The organism is Bacteroidota bacterium (assembly GCA_016711505.1).
GTDB lineage: Bacteria > Bacteroidota > Bacteroidia > AKYH767-A > 2013-40CM-41-45 > JADKIH01.
Map to the genome: position 1 here is coordinate 490,248 of JADJSV010000002.1, position 21,205 is coordinate 511,452.

The window sequence follows — 21,205 nt, forward strand, 5'->3', positions numbered from 1 at the left end:
CATTTTCAATATTGATAGTATTTCTCATCAGACCTTCGCCTTTCAGATCTTTTTCTTCCAATATTAATTTGCCATACATGTCAATCAACCTGATGTTGAATTGTTCTCCACTCAGAGCGTCAAATTCAACATTGATATTTGATGCTGCAGGATTCGGATAAACACTGAAGATTCCTGCTTCTGTTTCATCCTCTTCACCCATTGTTCTGCAACCAAGATTTACGTTGATCGCTTTTGTTGAGAATGCAGAACTGCCGGAAGAATGGTTTGCTCTTACTGAAAGTGTAGCAGAATTTGATGTTGCAGATGTGAACCTGACTATTACAGTTCTTCCCGTTGTAGATCCCACAAAAGTTGCACCTCCTGTAATCGTCCATGAGTATGAAGTGGCTCCTGTTACAGAAGAAATACTATATGTAACATTCGTATTGGATTTGCAAACGGCCGAATTGCCGGAAATACTTCCCAGGTAGCCGGTGCCGGTGAAACGACTAAGGAAGAAACAGGGCTCGAACCGCATGTGCCATTCGCTCTGACTGTTATTGTACCTGTTGATGTAAAACTGTTCCCGTAATTTACTTTCACACTTGTACCTGTCGAACTACCCGAGAAAGTTGCACCTGAAGGAAGCGTCCATGTATATGAAGTTGCATTCGGTACAGCACTGATTGAGTAGGTCTGACCGGTTTTCTTACACAAGTTAACAGTAGGCCCGTTGATCGCGCCTGGTGTTCCCGGGATGGATGATGAAATATTCAGTGTAGTAGTTGGTCCGTCACCACAAGCATTACTTGCATAAACAGAAAGAGTCCCTGAATTAAATCCGGCCGGATAAGTAACATAAACTTTTGTAATTGCACTATCAACAGTCAGTGGATTTCCGGTTAAACCAAATCCATCCGAAATTACTGCTCCTGCCGGTGCTTCCCATGTATATGATGTTGCATTCAGGAATTTAAAGATCTGATAAGTTTTTGTTGTTCCCGGACAAACTGAATTTGTTTGAGCTGAAGTGAATATAGGTGGAATTATTAATACTCCTAATGAATATGTTATTCTGAATCCGCTGCTTCCCATGCAATTTGTTGCTCTTACGGAGATCAATCCGGCGATGAATCCTGAAGGATAACTGATGCTAACCGTATTTGTTCCTTGTCCGGATAGTATGATAGCCTGTGTTCCGCCACCGATACTTAATACTGACCAGATATAACTTGTTGCATTTCCTACCGGAGCCACAGAATAAGTACTTACCTGTGGTCCGCAGATATTCTGTGTTCCTGTGATCGGTCCCGGTGTTCTAGGTGCAGAGGTAAATTGTGAAAGAGTTACTGTACTTGCAAAACTTGCTCCACATGAATTAACTGCTTGTACCGTTAACACACCTCCGGTATATGTACTTCCAAAACTTAAAGTTATCGATGTTGAAGTCGATGAACCTGTCGCACCTGCAGGAACTGTCCAGAGATAAGAGGTAGCTCCGGCAACCAGGGCGATACTGAAGACAACGCCAGTTTGATTTTTACATGCACCGGACGGTCCTGTAATAGAAGTTGGCTCACTAGGTACAGAAGATGTATTTGTTATCAATGCAGAAGCATTACCTGTACAACCATTGTTATCAGTAATTGCTACCGAATAATTTCCTTCAGGTTGAGATGTTATTGATGAAGTGGTTTGTCCACCCGGTGACCATAAATAAGTAAAAGGTGCAGCCCCGTTTATTACTGTTGCTGTTGCTGTACCATTGCTTAGATTACAAGTCGTATTAACTGTGCTTATTGAAGAAGAGATAGGAGCAGGCTCAACAAGGTTGATTGATGCACTTGTCGAACATCCATTAGCATCACTCACTGTATAGTTGTAGTTTCCGGCAGTTACATTGGTGAATGTTCCTGTTCCGGTGTATGGAGACGTTCCTCCGATCGCTGTTACAGTAACTGATGTTGTTCCTCCATAACATGCTATTGATCCATTTGCAGTTGCTGATAATGCTGATGGAGCCATGACTATTCCTGTTGCAACTGTTGAACATCCGTTTGCATCTGTTACAGTGAAACTATAAGCACCGGCATTAACTGTGAACGTACCGGTTCCTGTATAAGGTCCCGTTCCGCCTGTTGCGGTAACCGTAACTTCAGATGTACCGCCGTTACATGAAATTGGTGTAGCAGTTGCAGATGCAACAAGCATCATCGGTTCTGTAATTGTAATTGATGTATTTCCTGAACATCCATTTGCATCTGTTACTGTTGTATTGAATGAACCTGCCATAACAGTAAATGTTCCTGTACCTGAATAAGGTGGTGTTCCACCGGTTGCAGAAATAGTTATCTGTGTGTAGTCACCATAACATAATACTGGTGTCGCACTTGCTGTAGGTTCTACTTCTGTTGGCTCAGTCAATGTTATTGTTGTAGTCGCTGTACAGCCATTCGCATCAGTAATATTGTACGTATACGTTCCGGCACCTTCATTAAATGTTCCTGTTCCTGTATAAGGAGCAGTTCCACCTGTAGCCGTAACAGTAATATCTGCATGATCTTTATTACACAAAATTATTCCTGCAGTAGAATTTGCAGTCAGTTCATTTCCTACCGTCAATACTCCCGGTTCATATACGAGAATATAATTGGCAGGAGTATCAGCTTGTACCAGATCACTCGGAACGATCTGATAAGTTCCACCTGCAAGATTGCCACTGCCAACATTCACATTCATGTTGTCAAGAATTGTGAAGGTCGGACCGCTTGCAATCACGTTACTGTCTGCATCTTCGTATTGGTAGATGGAGTTGGTGAACGTGTAAGCCGGTTGAATACCGTTACAACCTGCTGTATTATCGTTTGCTTTTACTGTGAGTGTTTCCGGAAGAATCGTTAAGTTACCAAGACCATAAGAGATATCGAAATTCTCAGACATCAATACACCCGGCGCAATGAGCCATGTTCCCACTGTATACCCGGAGATCATGTTCATCGAAGTAAATCCAGCGATAGTTACTGAATCATTCGGATCATCATATACATCGAGTGAATCCACGATAAGTACGGCATTCTCATTCGACTCTTCGTTGAATGTGTTGCTATTCACAGCTTGTTTGCCATTAACGGCTTGCTTCCCATTCACAGCTTGCTTTCCATTCACGGCAGCTTTTCCATTGACAGCTTGTTTTCCATTCACGGCAGCTTTGCCATTGACTGCTTGCTTGCCATTGTAAAGAACAGCATTGGAAGAATCTACATGATAGTCGAAGATAGAAGCCGGGTTGACCGGAATATAATACGTCGTGTCGTAGACAATGCTGTTAACCGCTTGTTTGCCATTGACTGCTTGCTTGCCATTGACGGCTGCTTTTCCACTGACCATGAAACTCATGTTCAGGAAATCAGCAGGAGTAAGTGTTACACCATTTACCGCCTGCTTTCCGTCGATTAGTACCACTGAACTGGACATTGTTGATTGATGCTCTGTTGACAATGAATCAAGGAAAACCAGTTGATCGGAAGGATCAATGTTGGCTGTGTTATAATCATAATCAAATTGAATTTCCTTACCGTTGATCGCTTCACCATAAACCAATGTCATGTCGTTCGGCGTCACTGTGATCGGCATTCTTTCGATCGTGAGTACTCCGTCGATGAATTGATAGTTGAACAATTCTGACAAGGTCAATGAGAGAGGATTACTCAGATCAGTAACAGCAGAGTGACCTCTTCTGAAATACTGACCAATGTCAGATAGATTAGTAGCGTTTGATGAGAAAGTAATATCAGTCAGACCAAGCGTAGCAAGAGTCTGTCCTGTACTTGCTAAAGGCACATCATTGATCGTAACATCAAAAGAATAAGCAGGAATAACCTCGCCATATTTCTTGTTAACGCTGTTGATCGTAACTTTTACATTCTGCGGAATAGTGCTAAGTAGGTAGATTGAATCACTCGCTCCACCATCCAGACCACTTGGAGCGATCGGCGGATTGTAAACCACCAGTGGAGGATTACCTAAAAATTCAGGCAAGTCGACTGTGATCTGATTTCCAATTACAGTAGCAGGAAGAGTATCGTACTGGAAGATGACCGAAGCATCAGGAGCAATGTATTCACCATTGATGACAAGCGTGATCGGTTGTAATCCCGGTGTGAATGCAGAATCTGCTAAATGATAATCATCGATGATCGGGAACGGATTAGCAAATGTCTGCAAGGCAGCATCGGCCTGAATAAATCCTGCTCCTGTTGCTGCATCATATCCTGCACCATCCATGTTGATGGCAGTCGATTTCAAGAGTGCTTTCATTTGTGCACCGTTGAATGTTTCGCCTGCATAATATTTTTCTTTGGCTTCAATCAAAAGAGCAGCCACACCCGCAGCATGCGGAGCAGCAGCAGAAGTACCGAAGAAGTTAGGGAAAAGATCGTTGTCGATATTCTCACCACCGAAATTCACAGTTGTATTCCCACCGTTCGGAGCACAGAAGTCAGGCTTCTGTCTGTCGATACCATCGATAAGCACTCCACCTCTTGAAGAGAAGGAAGCTACTGTCGGAGGATTCACACCGTAGACAGGAGTGTTTTTGTACAACACTGCACCGATCGACATAGCGCTTTCAGCATTTGCCTGTCCGATGACAGTACCGGTTCCCTGATTGTATTCATTGATCACACCTTCGCCACGGAAGATGACATATTTGAAACGAACATTACCAACACCACTCTTGCGGGTGATAATGATGTTTGCCTGCGAAGTAGCCTTCACAACAAATGGAAGGATCTCAAGTGGGTCACCATCGATGTTGTTACGATTGAAACCAAACAGACGTGCACCGAACTGATCGACAAGGAAGATGTCAAGGTCATTCTGAGCACCAACGATCTCACCGATAGAATAGAAATCATCATTCCATTGCAGAGCGATCGTATAAGTTCCTTTTGGAAGTGTTATGCTTTGATAGAAATCACCGCCACCGAAATCGTGTGCAGCACCGGCATAACCGGCAGGAGCAACCATAGGAGTGAAGACGCCTTCATAAGATTTAATTCCGAAGTTACCTGCCGAAGTAAAGTAGTTCACACCGGAAGCAGAAACATCTTCCACAGCTTGTGCAATGACACCATCGCGGAAGAATGGTTCAGTGATATAAGTGATGTCATCGACAATTACTTTACATCCTGAATCACGAAGTGATTTGATACCATCAGCAAAATTGCCGGCACTGATGAATCCTGAACGGAACATCAGTTCAGCATTCGGAGCCACATCGTGAACAATCTGCAGCATGGCACGACCTTCATCAGTTCCTGTTCCATAAGGATATTCTTCAGAAACAATTACGTCTGTGTTGAAATTCGGGTTAGCAGCTCCGGGAAGGTCGCCATTCTGAACATCACGTTCAGCAGGAGTAGGACTTCCGAATTTTGTATTGTAACTATCAGAAAGCACACCCACTTTTACACCATCACCGGAAACTTTCCAGGCTTGTTTGGCTTTGTGTGACATCTGAGCTGAATCACCTTGCGATGTAGTTAATCCTGTTGTAGCAAAGGCACTGCTAATAGGTGAATAGTAAGGTCGAACATAATTGATAAGTATCGGTAATGAATCCAGTTTCGGCAAATTCGCTATCGGGAACATGCCGGTAATGATCAGAGTTGTATCACCATTGTCAATAATGCTGTTCATGCCATAAGCAGGAGTTTGCAATAAAGCAAGAAGTGTATTGTACTGACCGATGTTTGAAATTACCTCGATCAAAACTTCACCTTGATTATCGTCAATGAGGAAGATATTGTTTGTTGCAGTAGTGTCTACTAATGAATCCGGATAAGAATAGAGCTGAGTCAACTCTGCACCGATCAGATTGTCGATCGTGTCATTCGTAGGTGGCTCGTAATATGGAATGATACAATTAGTAACAAATACTTTCAATTCAAAGGAAGCAGTACAGCCCACAGCATCAGTTACATTATAAAAATAAGAACCTGTAACGAGATTCGTTGTGTCATCACCTGAATAAGTATATGGTGCAGTACCATTGAGAGGTACAAGGTTTACGCTTCCACTTGTTAATCCGCTTTCTGCACAAACAAATAAGGTATCGCCTGCGGAAGTGGTCAATTCTAAATTACATGCGAAACCTTCATCTACCAATCCATCGCAATCGTCATCGACACCGTTTAATACTTCAATTGCATCCGGATTAATATCTATATGGTTGTCATCACAATCTAAATCATTTGATCCATTACCACATGCTACTGCAGGTCCTGCTCCATATCCATCACCATCCAAAGCGTCATACATGAATTGATAGTCATTGCAATCATTGTTGTCAGTAACAAATCCGCTTGGCGGTGTATTTGAACAGCTTTGAGTTGAATTATAAAAATTACCAAATCCATCACCATCAACATCTGCATAGTACGTATATGTTACATTTTGTGTTGTGTCATTATCATTACAATCAGTATTCGTAGTAACACTTCCGCAAGCAATCAAAATGCCTGAGCCAATTCCATCATTGTCAAGATCTGCATAGGTTAATAATGAATCATTGCAATCTGTAGAGTCTGAATTATAACCCCCGGGAACGAATGAACATGAGTATTTAACATTGTTGGGATTTCCGAAACCGTCACCATCAGCATCTCTGTAATAAGCAACTCCCGGAATTACAGTAACGTCTTGCGTGCAAGTTGTAGAGTTATTAAATGCATCTGTTGCTGTCCAGGTAACTGTTGTTACACCAATTGGCAAACAAGTTGGAGCGTCATTAGTAAGAGTAACGTTTGAACATAAACTTGAAACAGTAGGGAAGGTAGGGCCAACTACAATTACACCGATAGCCATTGATGCTTCGTTTTCAAAATTTCTGTTTGGCTGGCAGAAATAATCAAGTGTTCCTTGCTGACTTAAATAATATATTCCCGGAATAGTAGGAGCTGTAAATGTGATTGAAGAATAAGAAGCAGAATAACCACTATAAATATTTGCCTCGCACTGGATAGTCTGACTTGTTCCTCCGATTCCAATGTATGATTGAACAACACAGCCGGGACAATATCCGGTTTGAGAATCAAAGAACACAGAAACATCATATCCAAGTGTTACTGTTGAACCACCGGTAACAACGGCGGAATTTCCGCCACCATTAATTGAAACGTTGTTGTATGAAATTCCTCTGTCTGCGTAATCAACAGGTACACCTGTGATTACAGTTGCAGGGTAGAATTCTACGTTACAAGCTCCTGAAGCATCATTCTGACAAACAGTGAATGGTACAGGGCAAGTTGTAAATACAGGTGCTGAATTTTGAACAGTAACTACTGCTTCCGCGCATGCGCCCGGTGCAACACATCCTTCTTCTGCTCTTACATAATAATAAGTGGTTGCTGTTGGAGCAACAGTTATAGAACTTCCAACACTTAAATATGTACCGCCGCAACTACCTTCATACCACTGCCAGTCTGCAAAATCATTTAGGTCTCCTGAGTCAATACTTAATGTGATACTGTCGCCGGGACAATTGCTTGTCTGATTTATTACTACAGGGACATCAGCAGGTATACAACTAGAAATACCAATCTGGATAGCACCTAAACTTGTTCCTGTATAGTGCAATGTTGCTGTTGTTGCAGAACTCGCTAAGACATCAACAATTTCCCAAGCCTGACCGGTCCACATTCTTGCAATCAGATTCGAAGGGTTAGCTGCTTGATCGATTTCAGTAGCGCCCCATTGTACATCAAGGTAATATTGATTGGTGGCTGCACCGGAAGAAGAAATTGTCCATGTACGGTTAACAGATTTATTTGGATCAATTCCCGAAGATCCAATCAATGAATGATCAGCACCATCAGTTCTTACTATTATTCCACCCGGACTAGTGATAAAGGCGGAAAGCGTAACCGGTAAATATGAAGTTGTATCACCAATTGGATAAGTTAAACCAAGTGATGATTGATAATAAATTTCAAGATTACCATCAACATAAGTAGTAGCAGTTCCGTTATAAATAGAAGCGCCATTCGCAATTACAATTTTTCCCGATCCTTGGGCACGGACAATTCCATAATTAAATGAAAGTTGATCGGTAATTGTTTGTGTTCCTGTAATCGTAACCAAGGAAGGGCTAAAACTGAAAGGTATAAATGTTGAGATTATTCCATTCCCGTTAATTGTAACAGAGCCGGTTCCCGTGATAAACTGAGAAGTGTTTAATGATCCATTATTGATCAAAGTACTTCCGCTATAGAAAAAACTTGCACTACCATTTACTTCTGCACCTGAATTCACATCAAGTGTAGCAGCATTACTCCATGAGATACTACCTTCAATAGTCAGATCCGGACCTGTTCCATTGTTGATCACAAGTGTTCCGCTGTTTACAGTAAGTGTTCCTCCTGACTCTACAGTTGTCTGATCAATTGTAGTGCTACCATTTATATTCACGTTGTTTCCATTCCGGATCGTAATAACATTAGATGAAGCAGATGGTGCTGATACAGCAGGAATCCAGCTACATCCGTTATATTCTTCCCACGTTAAAGGATTACCCCAGTCGCCGGAAGTTACAGATCTGTAATCACCTGTTGGATCACATGGTTCGCCTATCTGAAATTCACCTAAAGCAATTTGACCACCATTCGACTGAATTGAATTTGATGACCGCGATAAAATTGATTGTGTAAACCATGACCCATTACTGTAAAGGCTGACATTGTAGTTGTTATAATTTACACCTGCATCTTCATCTGCTGCATTCCAGTTGAGAGTGGATTGATAAGATGTAAAAGAAGTTCCATTGTTTGTCACTGACCAGGTTCTGTTTACAGTCTTTGCAGGATTCATTCCTGCAGTGCTTATATTCACATCATCACCTGCAACAGTTCTGGCAATAATAGAACCCGGACCGGAGATCGCAGGAAAACTTAATTGCATTTTAGCTTTTGAAGTTGCATCACCAATTTCAAAAGTTGCTACTCTGCTTATTAGACCAGAACCTATTATATATTCAATAATTCCATTCACCCAGCAATTTGCTGTTGAAGTCTGAGTGATGCCATCGCTAAGTATAACTCTTCCGGCGCAAGTTAGAATACCATTCGTCCAGCTAACAGAAGTTTTGAGAAGTGGACTGTCAGTAAGAGTGAATCCGCTTGCATTGTTAAATGTAACGTTTGAAAAACTTCCGTTTCCTGCAATGGTTTGCAATGCAGTTCCACTAAAACTGATTGCACTCATTGAAACTTCGCCGTTATTCGTAAATGTACTTCCGGTAAAATTCATATTGCCGGTTCCATTTAGTCTACCTTGAGATGTTACATTATAAATTCCGGAATGAACTCCAACTGACGAATTCAAAGTGAAAATCCCTGCATTCACGTTAAACGTTCCGTAATTGTTAAGTCTGTTTGGACTTGTCAGTGAAGTCGTATCAACATCATTTTTGTTTACAATTCCACCCACCATATTATTGAAAGCAGGTGCAACGACACCACCTACAACAGCAAAGTCAGCTCCTGAATTAATATTGAAAGTTCCGTAATTGTTGAATTGAACACTTGCTCCGAAAGCAAGACTTCCTGTAACACTACTTGTTAAATTACATGTTCCGTAGTTATTAATTGTTCTTCCGTCATTGATGATTTTTGTTCCAACACCGCCTAATACAAATGTTCCACCCGGTTTAATAGTTGTAGTTCCGGTTCCCCGCATATTTCCATTCGTCCATGTTAACGTTGCGCCGGTATTGATTTCAATTTCGCCATCACCTTCAATAAAACTTCCTGAGAATGTCATTGTGCCCATTACAAACAGATCTGTAGATGGATGATTCATCACTTGAAGTGTACCACTTGAAACAATCAATGATCCGCCTGCATCCACCTGTGTCTGATCAATGGTTACAACTGAATTCACGGTTACAGTATGACCGTTTCTGATACTTATACTAGAATCAGTAGATGTTGGTGCAGTGACTGCCGGTACCCAACAAGAGCCGTATTGAGTTTCCCATATTGCCGGGTCGCTCCAGTTTCCTGAAGTAATTGTCCGATAAATATTTGTTGGCTGAAATACAATAGAATTTACCCAATTGGATGTGGTGCCATTTAAAGCAAAACCTCCCAGAACACCATTACGTGAATTGCCACTATAATCAGTTAATACAGTGGTTGAAGGATTTGATCCGTTTGGAATTCCATGATTAAAATGATAAAGAGCTGCAAGGCCTGTTTGTGCATTCAGTTCACAATCCTTGTTATTCATTATTTCAGATTGTGTCCTTGCAATGTTCCAAATTCTGACTTCATCAATCGTTTCAATCGAGTAACCTTGAAGACTTCCGTTGATTATACCAGCTCCAATTGCTGAACCGGAAATTGTGGAAGATGGATTTCTTGTACTTGTGCCGCTTCCATCAGGAATACCATCAACATAAAATGTTACTGATGTGCCCGATTTAACAACAGCAATGTGATGCCATGTGTTATTACTTATAATGGTATTACCATCAAGTTGATCGACACCGCCGCTGCCTCCGACAGAAAGGCGGAGTGTTCCAAGATTTAAACCCAGATAAGCATGTCCATTTAAAACAGTACTTTCCCAGATAAATAACTTGGCATTCGGGTCACTTGTTTTTATCCAACCTTCGATTGTAAATGTACCCGTATAAGGAACAGAAGGTGTGATGTCAACATAGTCGTCGTTGCCATCAAAGTTCAGAGCATTCGCTGTCTGGGCGAATAATTTATCCGTTGTGCCGAATAAATTAATAGAAATTAAGGCCATAACTAAGATGGCCCGCTTGAGTGGTGTGGGTGTTTTCATGTGTAAATTGTTGTGCTTGTGAAAATTAACAATTTTCTCAAATCTGGCAAAACTGGTTTGAAAAAAGTTGATAAATTTTCGTCACTTGAAATGATGCATTTTTATTGGGTTTTTAGTGTAAAAACACAACTTTTCAAGATCTATAATATGAGTTAATTAAAAGTGTTGAAAATTTATTCTGCGAAATGGCGTCAGACGGAGTGTCAATATGACAAATTACATGGGTAAATGATGTAGGTCATTGGATTTAAATAGTGATTATATGGATAGAATTAAGCCGCCACACACCTACATTTCTGATTCAAAGTAGATCTTGTAAAATTTCCGGCCATCCTTCTCAACACCCCTTTCAATCATGTCTTTATTGCCATGAATATAGATGTGAAAATTCTTGTCGAGCTTCAAAACACTTTTGAAAACTTTCGATTGCTTTTTAACCGCCGGTTTAGAAATTTCAAACTGATCTTCGATCTCCAGATCATTGTCCTCTCTGTAACTGGTGTCATAACTTCTGAATGATTTGATGATCTCCGGCTCCTGAAAAACTTTTTTCTCGAAATCTTTTTATCGAAGGAATCATTTTCTTTAAAATATTCGACGGAGCGGTTTAACAGATCGATCTGATCCGACTTGCTCACTTCGAAATCTTCTGAAAGTTGTTTGACGACAAAGTTTTTTGCAATGCCTAAAAATTCTTTCGTCATATGGAAATCATTGTTCACAGGTTTTACTTTCAGAAAATCATCTTTCCAGTATTGTGCTTCAAGTGATTTATTCAGATTGTCGACGATTGCAATTTTAAATCCTGTTGTCTCGTCTGTATTAAAGATCAGACAACCTTTATCAAGTTTATTTGTATTGATGCCTTCTTCACTTGAAACATTGAAGATCTTGTTTTTCTGCTTGACCTTCAAAAATCTGTCTTTTGATTCTGATTTAAAAAGTCCAATGGCATCAAATGATTCATCATCCAGAACGAGATCAGTAAAATAAGCTACATAAAATTCACCACTCTTTATTTTCGGATGCTCCGAACATTCATACAAATGCTTGGCAATATTTTTTCCTTGTCCGAAAAAATTACGCTTCTCTTTAAAGATCTTCGTGCAAAAACTGAAAAGTTCGTTCAGCTCAAGATCCGATTCATGATAAAATTCAAACAGTTCTTCGCCTTTAATTGATGACAAAAAATATTTCAACAAAGCCTCAATCGTAGCATCATCCGGTTGTTCCATAACAGATTCGGAAAACTCAATTCCTTCTTCGAGGGATTTATTTCCGACGTAGTGTACGGCGAGTTGGCGGATTTGGGTGTTGAGAGAATGAATCATATAAAGTCATATTGATGGAGGCAAATATAGACTTTATTAAACTCAATTATTTCTGGCGTTTTGCTTTATCCAGTTAAAGATCATTTCGATCTGGCAAGGATCCAGATTTCCAGTAGGAGGCATTGGCTGGGTAGTTGATTTCATTTGTATATAAAGGATGCTGAATTTAGGATTAATCGTGTCTATATATCCTTTGCCTGGTTTCATCAGTTCTGTATAAGCTTCAAGAGGTTCCAGATTTAAGCCACCTTCGGGACTTGTGCCTGAATGGCAACCTGATGTATTGCAATAATTATTGAACAAGGGAATGATGTCATTATTGAATGATATGGAATCATTTGACTGATCATTACATGGGGACAAATTCAGGTTGTCATATGTACATGAATTGAGTATAAGAAGAAAAAAAACAATCAAGCAAGTTGAGAAAGTAATAAAATTGATTTCAGCCCCGATCCGTTTTGGCCGGGAAAATAAGATGAATTTATTTTGTTTGTTTCTCATTTAAATGGAATAAAAAACTACCTGCTGCAATTTAGCAGCAGGTAGTAGAATCAAAACATTTTTTATTGAATGATTATTTTTTGAGTTTGTACGCCATTGTTTGTAGTAATTCTCATGAAATAGACACCTTCCGCTACATTTAATTCAATCTCATTTTTTGAAATTTTATTAAACTGCTTGATGATCCTGCCTGCTTCGTCAAAAATATTTATCTCAAGAATATTTTCGTTTTCATTCTTGAATTCTAGTTTGATTTTGCCGGCACTTGGATTTGGAGCTATCTGAATTGTGGCATAATTCTTATCCGGTCCATAAAGTCCTACAGGAATCACAGGCAATTCTGAAAGCCCCTGTGAATACAAAGAATTGTTTGGAGTCGAAGTGAATATTCGTGTAGTAACAAATGAAAGTTTATTCAGATCAGCATAGCTGGGTACATTAAATTGTGTTCCGGCCTCTTCCCATGTCACTCCATTATCTGAACTTGCAACAACAGAACCTCTGATACTTGCAAAAACATATCCTGCATAAAATCCCATACTCTGAATTCTGGTTACATCAAGACCCATCAATGCAATGAATGAATTTGAAATAGAAGAAGTAGCCGACCAGTTGATCGTCGTAGCATCAGAAACGAACACACCATTACCATCAGTTCCGGCGAAAACTTTATTTTGATCATTTAAAGAAACGGATGTTACATTTAAATTGCTCAAACCATTGTTGAATTGTGTCCAGACACCGCTTGATTCATTTCTGGTATAAATACCATCACCATATGTTCCTAATAAAATGATGCCCTGATAGAAGATCATAGAAGTTGGAACAACTCCACTTGGTAGTCCTGCCTGTACACTTACCCAACCTGTCATCATATCTGAACGATAAATTTCATTTGATGAATCAATAATGTAAATGTAATCTGAACTTGCAATTATTTTTTTAATGCTAAGATTTGATAAACTCATATTCATCGTCATCCATGTTGAACCTGTGTCATGACTCATAAATACTCCGTCGTTTTCTGTTGCTGCAACCAGTGTGTTTCCGAAAAATGTAACGTCGTTTACATGCAGACTATCGGTCAGGCCTGTATTTGCAGTTCTGTAACTTGTAGCAAGATTATTACTTACAAAAACGCCTCTTTCAGTTGCTGCTACAATCAAAACAGTGTCTTTTGCTGCGAGAGAATAAGTGACAAGGTTGTTGAATCCGGTTGCAACTTTTGTCCAATTGACTAATGAATCCGGAGTTTTGAACAAGCCTTCATTATTTGTTCCAACTACAAGCCTGTTCTGATTCGGATAAGGTACTATAGCTGTAATATCCTGCGTCGTTAGTCCTGTACTTTCGCTTGTCCAAGTGATACTTCCCGTCGTAGAACTAAAAACACCTTGATTAGTTGCCAAGAACCATTTTGATCCATTATTGGAAATGGACCTGATCTGGATACCTGAGGGCAATCCTGTTTGTGATGCAACATAACTCGGAACTCCAGTTGTACTTGCAGACGCTAGTAAAAACAGACCACCTGTATTGTTGATTAGTATTTCGTCAGTCAATGTATTGTATGAAATCGCTGTAGCATCAATGTGTTCTGTGTTAGCATCATTGAATTCATCCCATGTTAGAGCATTGTCATCCGATGACCATAACCCACCGTCGCATACTTGTATTATTCTTGAACCTGCATTTGCAAAACCTTTTACATCGAAATGATGAAGGTTTGTATTAACTGCTGTCCATGTCAAACCTTTGTCACTTGATTTGTATACACCATCACCCATTGTACCTGCAAGAATAGTTATCGAATCAATGGAGCACAATGAGATTACTGAAATGGTATCTAATCCTGCATTCACCTTTTCCCAGTATCTATCATTCCCGACAAAACCAGTGAAACGGTAAACACCGCTATCACTTGCAGCAAACAAATAGCTGCCTGTATGAGTTAGTGCATTGATCTTTCCACTCTTTAAGCCCACTGGGCGAGGAGTCCATGCTGCCAATAATGTATTGGCACTTTGATAAACACCACCCGTAAGTGTTCCGACGTAAACGACAGTGTCATTTACAATAGCGCAATTCACTGTGCCGCCGAATGGGCCCTTTGATCCGAAGTGTGCTATTGAATTAGTTGCTGAAAAAATAATTGCGGTGGCGGTGATCAGAAATATTTTTATTTTGGATATTTTATTTTTCATTTTTGAGTTTTAATTAAAATTATTTTTTGTTCGACCAGATGAAGTCATTTATAAATTGGAAAAATTTAACACGAAGGTGGCGGACGAAAAATGGAATTATTAAAGTCAATCGAAAACGTCCTGAGATATAGTGTTTCGATCTCATTGATCTCGACTAAGTAAAGTGTGTGTTTTTTGTGTATATCTGATGTGAAGGCCCATTCGATCTGGCTTTTCAGGTCCATGTTCTTTTCGGATTCTTTTTTTTCTTCTTTCTCAAATTGTTTTTTTAGGTAACAGTTTCCATGACATTTCAATTCCGGTTTATTTTTGTTTTCGCATAAGTTTGTGGCGATATAATCGTTCTTCAGAAGAAATGAGGATATGATCACCAGATTCATCTGTGATTGGATAGTGAAAACAATTAAGAGAAAAATTCCAATGATCTTTTTCAAGACTTTGACTGTAAGAGGGATTACTCCGGTTTGAACATGTTTGGTATATTACTTACTAATCTGACAGCTATCGTTGAACTATTGTCTGCCGGTGTTGCAATAATAAGATTGCCGACATCATTAAGCTGAACACCTGAAAATAGTTCAGTGTAATCAGCAACCATGTGTGCAACAGCTGCCTGATCTTTAAGTATACTTACATTTATACCGGGAATTGTAACCTGAGCCAAATTTGCATTTGTTCCTATCTTGTAACTAAATGGCACTTGTGCTTCTGTCAGGCTTGATGATGTATCAATTGTTCCCTGGAAATTAAAGAAAACATAACCTTCAGGTTGCGCAGCTGGACCATACCACATGTCTGACCTGTTGAGTATAATAGAATCCGGTGAGGAGGTTGGTTGCATTGCATTTGTAGCAGCATCAAGACCAATTTTAAATTTAACTGTTGTGTAGTTACCGACAGGAACATCGCCAATAGTATAGAGTACATTTTCAAAAGTCTTCAGGATTTTTTTACCGGAAAAACTATACACTGTACCATCTAATTTTACAAGTTGAATGTCGGTAATGTATAAATTTGCTTTGGTAATAGTAATTTCTCTTCCATTATCATCCGGATTGGAAAGGTTTGGGAGTTCTCCAATGTCAGTTGCATCAATATAATTGTGAAGGTGCAATAACATTGTTCCTGTTTCGGTTATTACTATTGGCTCATCTGTTGCTTCCTTTTTCTTGCAAGAAGAAAGTGTCAAACTAAATGCTGCTATAAATAAAATTGCTAATCGAGTAAAGAATTTGTTTTTTGATTTCATTGTTGAATATTTTTTTAAAGAAACTAGTTAAACGATTTTGTAATCGTAGCAAACAAAGAATAAGCTGTCGACATCTGGATCCCATTCACATTCTGATAAACGGGAATCCCAAATTCAATTCCGAATTTAGTATCATGCAGAAAGCCTTTGTTCAGGTAGTAGTTGAATCCTGCATACGTGTTTCCTTTTATGCCTCCATGGTTAACAGGATTTGCATCCGGTTCTGCTAAAATTGAGATCATAGGATCTTTTCCGGAAATAACATCGCCATTAAATAGTTCTCCACGCAATGAAGCACTGAACGATGAACTGAATGAGTAAGCCGACCAGATATTAAAAGTCAGATCGCTGCCTTGTCTGTAACCATTATCATTTTCAAATGGCCGTATATTCAATAAAGCCTGTGTGCTCCAGGAAAGTTTTCCTGTTCGTTTGTAATAGGTGAGACCGGGCATCAGGTCAAAAGAACCTGTGCCTAATTGCATCATGTATGACTGTCGTTGTCCCGGAAATAATGCATGTTCTCCTGCTTCAACATTGATATTTCCTGTTGGAACATTTATTCCGGCACTTAGCACTAATGAAGACCCTTCACCGTTACCGATCTTATATAAGCCCCATAATTTTACATCGCCAAATCCACTTGACTCATGTGTGTGAAATAAAGAACCATCGCTGTTCGCGCCTCCATGAACATGTCCTGCTGCATATGATTGCATGTCCATTGAATTAACATTATAAGAGGCCATCATCATTACGGTAAGTCGACCTGTGAATCCATACATAGCCATGATCATATGCATGTCCATTTTCATTTTTTCTGCGGCCATGCTGTAATCCTTAGTAAATATTTCTTCCGCAGAAATTTTCGCTGTTTCTGACAAATTATTTTTCATCAGCATGTTCATGTAAGTATAGTTGAACATCCAGCCGCCTTTGGGATGACTATGACTGATCATTATACCGGCAGGACTAGCATCAAGATTTTGGGCTTTAATTGTTTTGCTGAAAATAATAGTCAGCAAAACTATAAAGCAAAATTTTGCATTCATATGTTCTGATTTTTTAGATTGAAAATAATGGAACTGCAATCAAATATTGAATCGTGAAAAATTCCTATTTGATGTGTTAAGTAATGCAGTCCTGAAAAGTTATTTTTAATCAGCAGGAAGGTGGATGAAAAACAGAAGCCGGAAAGCCTGTATGAATTTCTTTAATTGTTACTTTAGAAAAGCGAATTGGTTCTTCAGAGAAAATTTGTTTTTCTGCAATGGATTCAACAAACAAAACGATAGAGTTTTCCGATTTCGAATTATTGACAGGATTGCTTTGTTTTTTATCATCTCCTGCAAGCTCTTTTTTCAGATGGCATTTGCCATGACAATTCATTTTTGGTTTGGCCTTGTTTTCCACATAGAACATTACTGTAATAGGAAAGATTTGACCGGTAATGAATTAAAAGAAGTGTTTTACTTACTGCGCTGAGTAAGACACATATTAACAAAAGAAAAGATATCTGCCTGATGACCATATTTAGTGCAAATGTAAATAATATTATTAAGTTAAAAATGTTATTTTTACAAAAAAAGAGAGAAATTGAAGAAAAGAAGGTTGCAACAGATTTTTGCATTTGCAAGCATATTATGCTTGTTGTTGTTTTGTTGTAATTTGGTTTCTGGTGATCATCAATCTGATCAAATAGTAGATGAGGATTTGACATTTCTGTCATCAGGCAAGAAGTTAGGTAAGGGTAATTCAGTCATGAATTGTCCTCTTGCAGCTCCTTTCCTGGAATTAAATTCGGGAGTGTACAAACTTGTTAAAGGAAATTTCAGTAAAAAAGTAGCAGATCATAAATTTTTTCTTTGTGAAAACAGTTTAGGATTATTAAATGGCTTTTCATTACTTTATTATAAAACATTTTTCAGGAAGACGCAGGAGTTGCATCTCATTACATCCATTTTGAGAATTTGAAATTTAATATTTCCAGTAGTTTTTTTTTTAAAGCAAATCGGATAATTCAAAAATCAAAGAGGTTTGAATTATCGGGGTTGTTAAATTTTAATATCAATATAAATAAAGTTAGAATGAATAAAGTAGCTTCAAAAAAAGATTTCAACTATAAACTGGCAAAGAGATTTCTTCAATTCAAGATCGTAATGGTGAATAATGTGAAAGATGTTATCCTCATCATATTCGGAATCTTTGCCGCAGCTTTTGGATTCAAAGGATTTTTATTGACCAATCATTTCATTGACGGTGGTGCAACAGGAATTTCACTTTTGATCTCAGCATTGACAGGAACACCATTGTACATTCTCATCATTTGTCTAAATATTCCATTTGTAATTCTCGCTCACAAGATCATTGACCGGAAGTTTGCTTTCAAAATGACTTTGGCTATTTCAGGACTAGCCTTGGTTTTAGCAACTGTATCATTTCCGAATGTAACAAATGATAATCTGCTGGTTGCAGTTTTCGGCGGATTTTTTCTTGGTGCCGGTATCGGACTATCAATCAGAGGCGGTGCTGTACTCGATGGGACAGAAGTGCTTGCAATTTATCTGAGTCGTAAATTCGGAACAACGATCGGCGATATCATTGTGATCATTAACGTTATCATCTTTTCGGCAGCTGCATACTTCCTGACAATACAAATTGCATTATATTCAATGATCACCTATTTGTCTGCGTCAAAAACGTTAGACTTTTTAGTAGAAGGCATTGAAGAGTATTCCGGTGTTACAATTATCTCAGTTCATAATGAGCAGATCAAACAAATGATCATAAATACATTGGGCAGGGGAGTAACTGTCTACAGAGGATCTGGTGGATATGGAAATCATGGCACTAAGGGTGATATCGATATTTTGTACACAGTGCTCACAAGGCTGGAATTGAACAGACTCAATACCGAAATTGAAAAGATCGATAAAAATGCATTTGTAGTTATGAGTAGTGTGCGGGATACTAAAGGGGGGATGATTAAAAAACGACCTTTGAAACATTAATTTGCATGGGAGAGTTTTGTTAATTTGTTAGGGCACAGCTTTGATTTTTTTTAAACACTAAGAACACAAGAGGCGAAGCCTCATTCCGTGGTCTTTCGTGAACTTAGTGCCCTAAGTGTTTAATTTCTCACATGTTTTTCTGGTACAATCCTTGCCTATCAAAATAAGTTCCCCAAATTATTAACAGCCAAATCTCCAAAACATGTAATGAAAATCATTTTTTGGACAGAAATGATGGCTAATTTTGCTCTCTCTTTAGTACACATTAAACTAACAATTCATAATTTAAAAAAAACAAAAAATGAAAACAGGAAAGATCATTCTGATCAGTGCTTTTTCAGCATTAACAATTTTCTCAGGTTGTAAAAAAGATGAGGATAAAGTTGAAGATGCAAAACTTGATGCTAATGTTTCACAATTTAATTCCGATGCCAACAATTATAAAGCAGAATCGGATCAGGTAGACAACGATATTAATAATTCATTGAGTGAAATTCCGGCTTTCGGAAGAATGTCATCTTCATCAACTTCATCAACAATTTTATCGAGTCCTTTATGCGGTGTAATAATTGATTCATCGCAGATCGCAAACAAGATCCTCTTTTACAATTTTGATGGTGTTACTCCTTGTTTCAGTCCATCCCGGACTCGTTCAGGACAGATCAAAGTTGAATTAACCAGTGGAACACATTGGAGCGATATCGGTGCAGAATTAACTTTGACCTACATCGATTTTAAAGTTGTACGATTGAGTGATAACAAATCAATAAAATTCAATGGTGTCAAAACTTTGAAAAATATTAACGGAAACAACTGGCTAGGCTTCCTGCTGAGTACTGCTACCCTGAAATATCAGGAGCGTGCATTAAATATCAATGTCGTTTTCGATAACAATATGAGTGCAGTGTGGAACAGTGCAAGAATTACTGAGTGGAGTCTGATTCCGGCAACTGCTAATCCAAGCATTCCTTATGCACATATTCAGTTCAGTGCTCTTGGTGATACATCTTTGAATGGTCACACTAACGTAGACAGTTGGGGTGTGAATCGTTTCGGAAGTGCATTTACAACCTATTATAATTCCACAGTTAATTCAAATACATATTGTGGTCTCTGGAGATTCAACTCAGGTGAACTATCGCATGCCGTCGATGGGAATACATTTACGCTCACACTTGGTGTAGATCAAAGTGGAAACCCTACTCCGTATGCATGTGCTTATGGATACAAAGTTGCATGGAATGTGAATGGAAATTCCAATAATGTTGTTTTAAGTTACTAAATGAATTTATAACCTTCGTTTAGATTTTTCTTTTAAAAAAGATGTTATATAGCCGTGATCTGTTAAAAGGTCACGGCTTTTTTATTAATGGCATAGATATTTATTTTTTGACATTAAAGGTAAATATCATGAGAAAAATATACTTGGTTTTCGCACTTTTACTCACATTGGGTAAATCAGATTATGCTTCTACAATCTTAATTACCGTTGAGGATTTTGAATTCGATCCTGCAGTTATAACAGTAAATGTTGGCGATACTATTTTATGGATCTGGGATGATGGCGTACATACTACTACTTCGACTTTGATTCCTTCAGGAGTTACAACCTGGAATTCTCCGATTGATCAGGGGAATCCTGTGTTTATGTATGTAATTTCACAACCCGGATCTTACGATTATGAGTGTATTTATCATTCATCAATGGGTATGGTCGGTCACATCACTGCATTGGATCCAACCGGTGTTCCTGTATTAGTAAAGAATGGCACAGGACTGGATTATAATTTTACTTCTGAAAAACTGCAATTCAGTTTTGAAAATGCCGGATCATGGAGAATCGAAGTTTATGATGTAAGAGGAAATTCAGCTAAATCTCTTGGATATGTTTCATCGGGTAATTCGCATGTTGAATTTTCTATTGAAGATTTAGCTCAGGGAATCTATATCGTAAAAATGACAGATGGTAAGTCAGAACTTTCCGGTAAATTGATCAAAGAGTAAAAGAGTGGAAGTTTATAGTTTTTTTAAAAATGTTTTTATAAAGATTGTCATGGTAAACATCATCATTTT

10 protein-coding genes and 1 pseudogene are annotated in these 21,205 nt (G+C 38.7%); 3 read left to right on the forward strand and 8 right to left on the reverse strand.

Annotated elements, in window-relative coordinates; translation table 11 throughout:
- Positions 1 to 396: 396 nt before the first annotated feature.
- The 8 genes and pseudogenes from IPL24_05710 to IPL24_05745 all read right to left on the reverse strand — a co-directional run bounded on the left by IPL24_05710 (position 397) and on the right by IPL24_05745 (position 17,510).
- Positions 397 to 10,833, reverse strand: coding sequence for a hypothetical protein (locus IPL24_05710; protein MBK8363186.1), 10,437 nt, complete (start codon positions 10,831 to 10,833; stop codon positions 397 to 399).
- Between the two features lie 288 nt (positions 10,834 to 11,121).
- Positions 11,122 to 12,164: pseudogene (locus tag IPL24_05715) on the reverse strand (nucleoid-associated protein).
- A 42-nt stretch (positions 12,165 to 12,206) separates the two neighbouring features.
- On the reverse strand, positions 12,207 to 12,668 hold the full coding sequence (locus IPL24_05720; GenBank protein MBK8363187.1) for a hypothetical protein: 462 nt from the start codon (positions 12,666 to 12,668) through the stop codon (positions 12,207 to 12,209).
- A 62-nt stretch (positions 12,669 to 12,730) separates the two neighbouring features.
- A complete protein-coding gene (locus IPL24_05725) occupies positions 12,731 to 14,872 on the reverse strand; it encodes a T9SS type A sorting domain-containing protein (protein MBK8363188.1) in 2,142 nt (713 codons plus the stop codon).
- A 65-nt stretch (positions 14,873 to 14,937) separates the two neighbouring features.
- Positions 14,938 to 15,306 (reverse strand): hypothetical protein, encoded by a 369-nt coding sequence (locus IPL24_05730; protein MBK8363189.1) that lies wholly within the window; start codon positions 15,304 to 15,306, stop codon positions 14,938 to 14,940.
- Positions 15,307 to 15,326: 20 nt separating this feature from the next.
- Positions 15,327 to 16,121, reverse strand: a complete 795-nt coding sequence (locus IPL24_05735; GenBank protein ID MBK8363190.1) for a hypothetical protein — start codon at positions 16,119 to 16,121, stop codon at positions 15,327 to 15,329.
- A 23-nt stretch (positions 16,122 to 16,144) separates the two neighbouring features.
- Entirely contained in the window at positions 16,145 to 17,173 is a 1,029-nt protein-coding gene (locus IPL24_05740) for a transporter (GenBank protein ID MBK8363191.1), read from the reverse strand.
- Positions 17,174 to 17,282: 109 nt separating this feature from the next.
- On the reverse strand, positions 17,283 to 17,510 hold the full coding sequence (locus tag IPL24_05745; GenBank protein MBK8363192.1) for a hypothetical protein: 228 nt from the start codon (positions 17,508 to 17,510) through the stop codon (positions 17,283 to 17,285).
- Positions 17,511 to 18,208: 698 nt separating this feature from the next.
- On the opposite strand from IPL24_05745, the gene IPL24_05750 reads away from it, so the two are divergent.
- The 3 genes from IPL24_05750 to IPL24_05760 all read left to right on the forward strand — a co-directional run bounded on the left by IPL24_05750 (position 18,209) and on the right by IPL24_05760 (position 21,136).
- Positions 18,209 to 19,132: a YitT family protein gene (locus tag IPL24_05750; GenBank protein MBK8363193.1), complete on the forward strand. Its 924-nt coding sequence runs from the start codon at positions 18,209 to 18,211 to the stop codon at positions 19,130 to 19,132.
- A 301-nt stretch (positions 19,133 to 19,433) separates the two neighbouring features.
- Positions 19,434 to 20,414 (forward strand): hypothetical protein, encoded by a 981-nt coding sequence (locus IPL24_05755; protein ID MBK8363194.1) that lies wholly within the window; start codon positions 19,434 to 19,436, stop codon positions 20,412 to 20,414.
- A 128-nt stretch (positions 20,415 to 20,542) separates the two neighbouring features.
- The gene (locus tag IPL24_05760; GenBank protein ID MBK8363195.1) at positions 20,543 to 21,136 is read left to right on the forward strand and encodes a T9SS type A sorting domain-containing protein; all 594 of its coding nucleotides are present in this window, start codon (positions 20,543 to 20,545) and stop codon (positions 21,134 to 21,136) included.
- Positions 21,137 to 21,205: the final 69 nt, after the last annotated feature.

Coding starts and splice junctions, on each gene's coding strand:
- IPL24_05710 (MBK8363186.1), bottom strand. CDS start 10,833: ATGAAAACACCCACACCACTCAAGCGGGCCATCTTAGTTATGGCCTTA.
- IPL24_05755 (MBK8363194.1), top strand. CDS start 19,434: ATGAAAACAGGAAAGATCATTCTGATCAGTGCTTTTTCAGCATTAACA.
- IPL24_05720 (MBK8363187.1), bottom strand. CDS start 12,668: ATGAGAAACAAACAAAATAAATTCATCTTATTTTCCCGGCCAAAACGG.
- IPL24_05735 (MBK8363190.1), bottom strand. CDS start 16,121: ATGAAATCAAAAAACAAATTCTTTACTCGATTAGCAATTTTATTTATA.
- IPL24_05750 (MBK8363193.1), top strand. CDS start 18,209: ATGAATAAAGTAGCTTCAAAAAAAGATTTCAACTATAAACTGGCAAAG.
- IPL24_05760 (MBK8363195.1), top strand. CDS start 20,543: ATGAGAAAAATATACTTGGTTTTCGCACTTTTACTCACATTGGGTAAA.
- IPL24_05745 (MBK8363192.1), bottom strand. CDS start 17,510: ATGAATTGTCATGGCAAATGCCATCTGAAAAAAGAGCTTGCAGGAGAT.
- IPL24_05740 (MBK8363191.1), bottom strand. CDS start 17,173: ATGAATGCAAAATTTTGCTTTATAGTTTTGCTGACTATTATTTTCAGC.
- IPL24_05725 (MBK8363188.1), bottom strand. CDS start 14,872: ATGAAAAATAAAATATCCAAAATAAAAATATTTCTGATCACCGCCACC.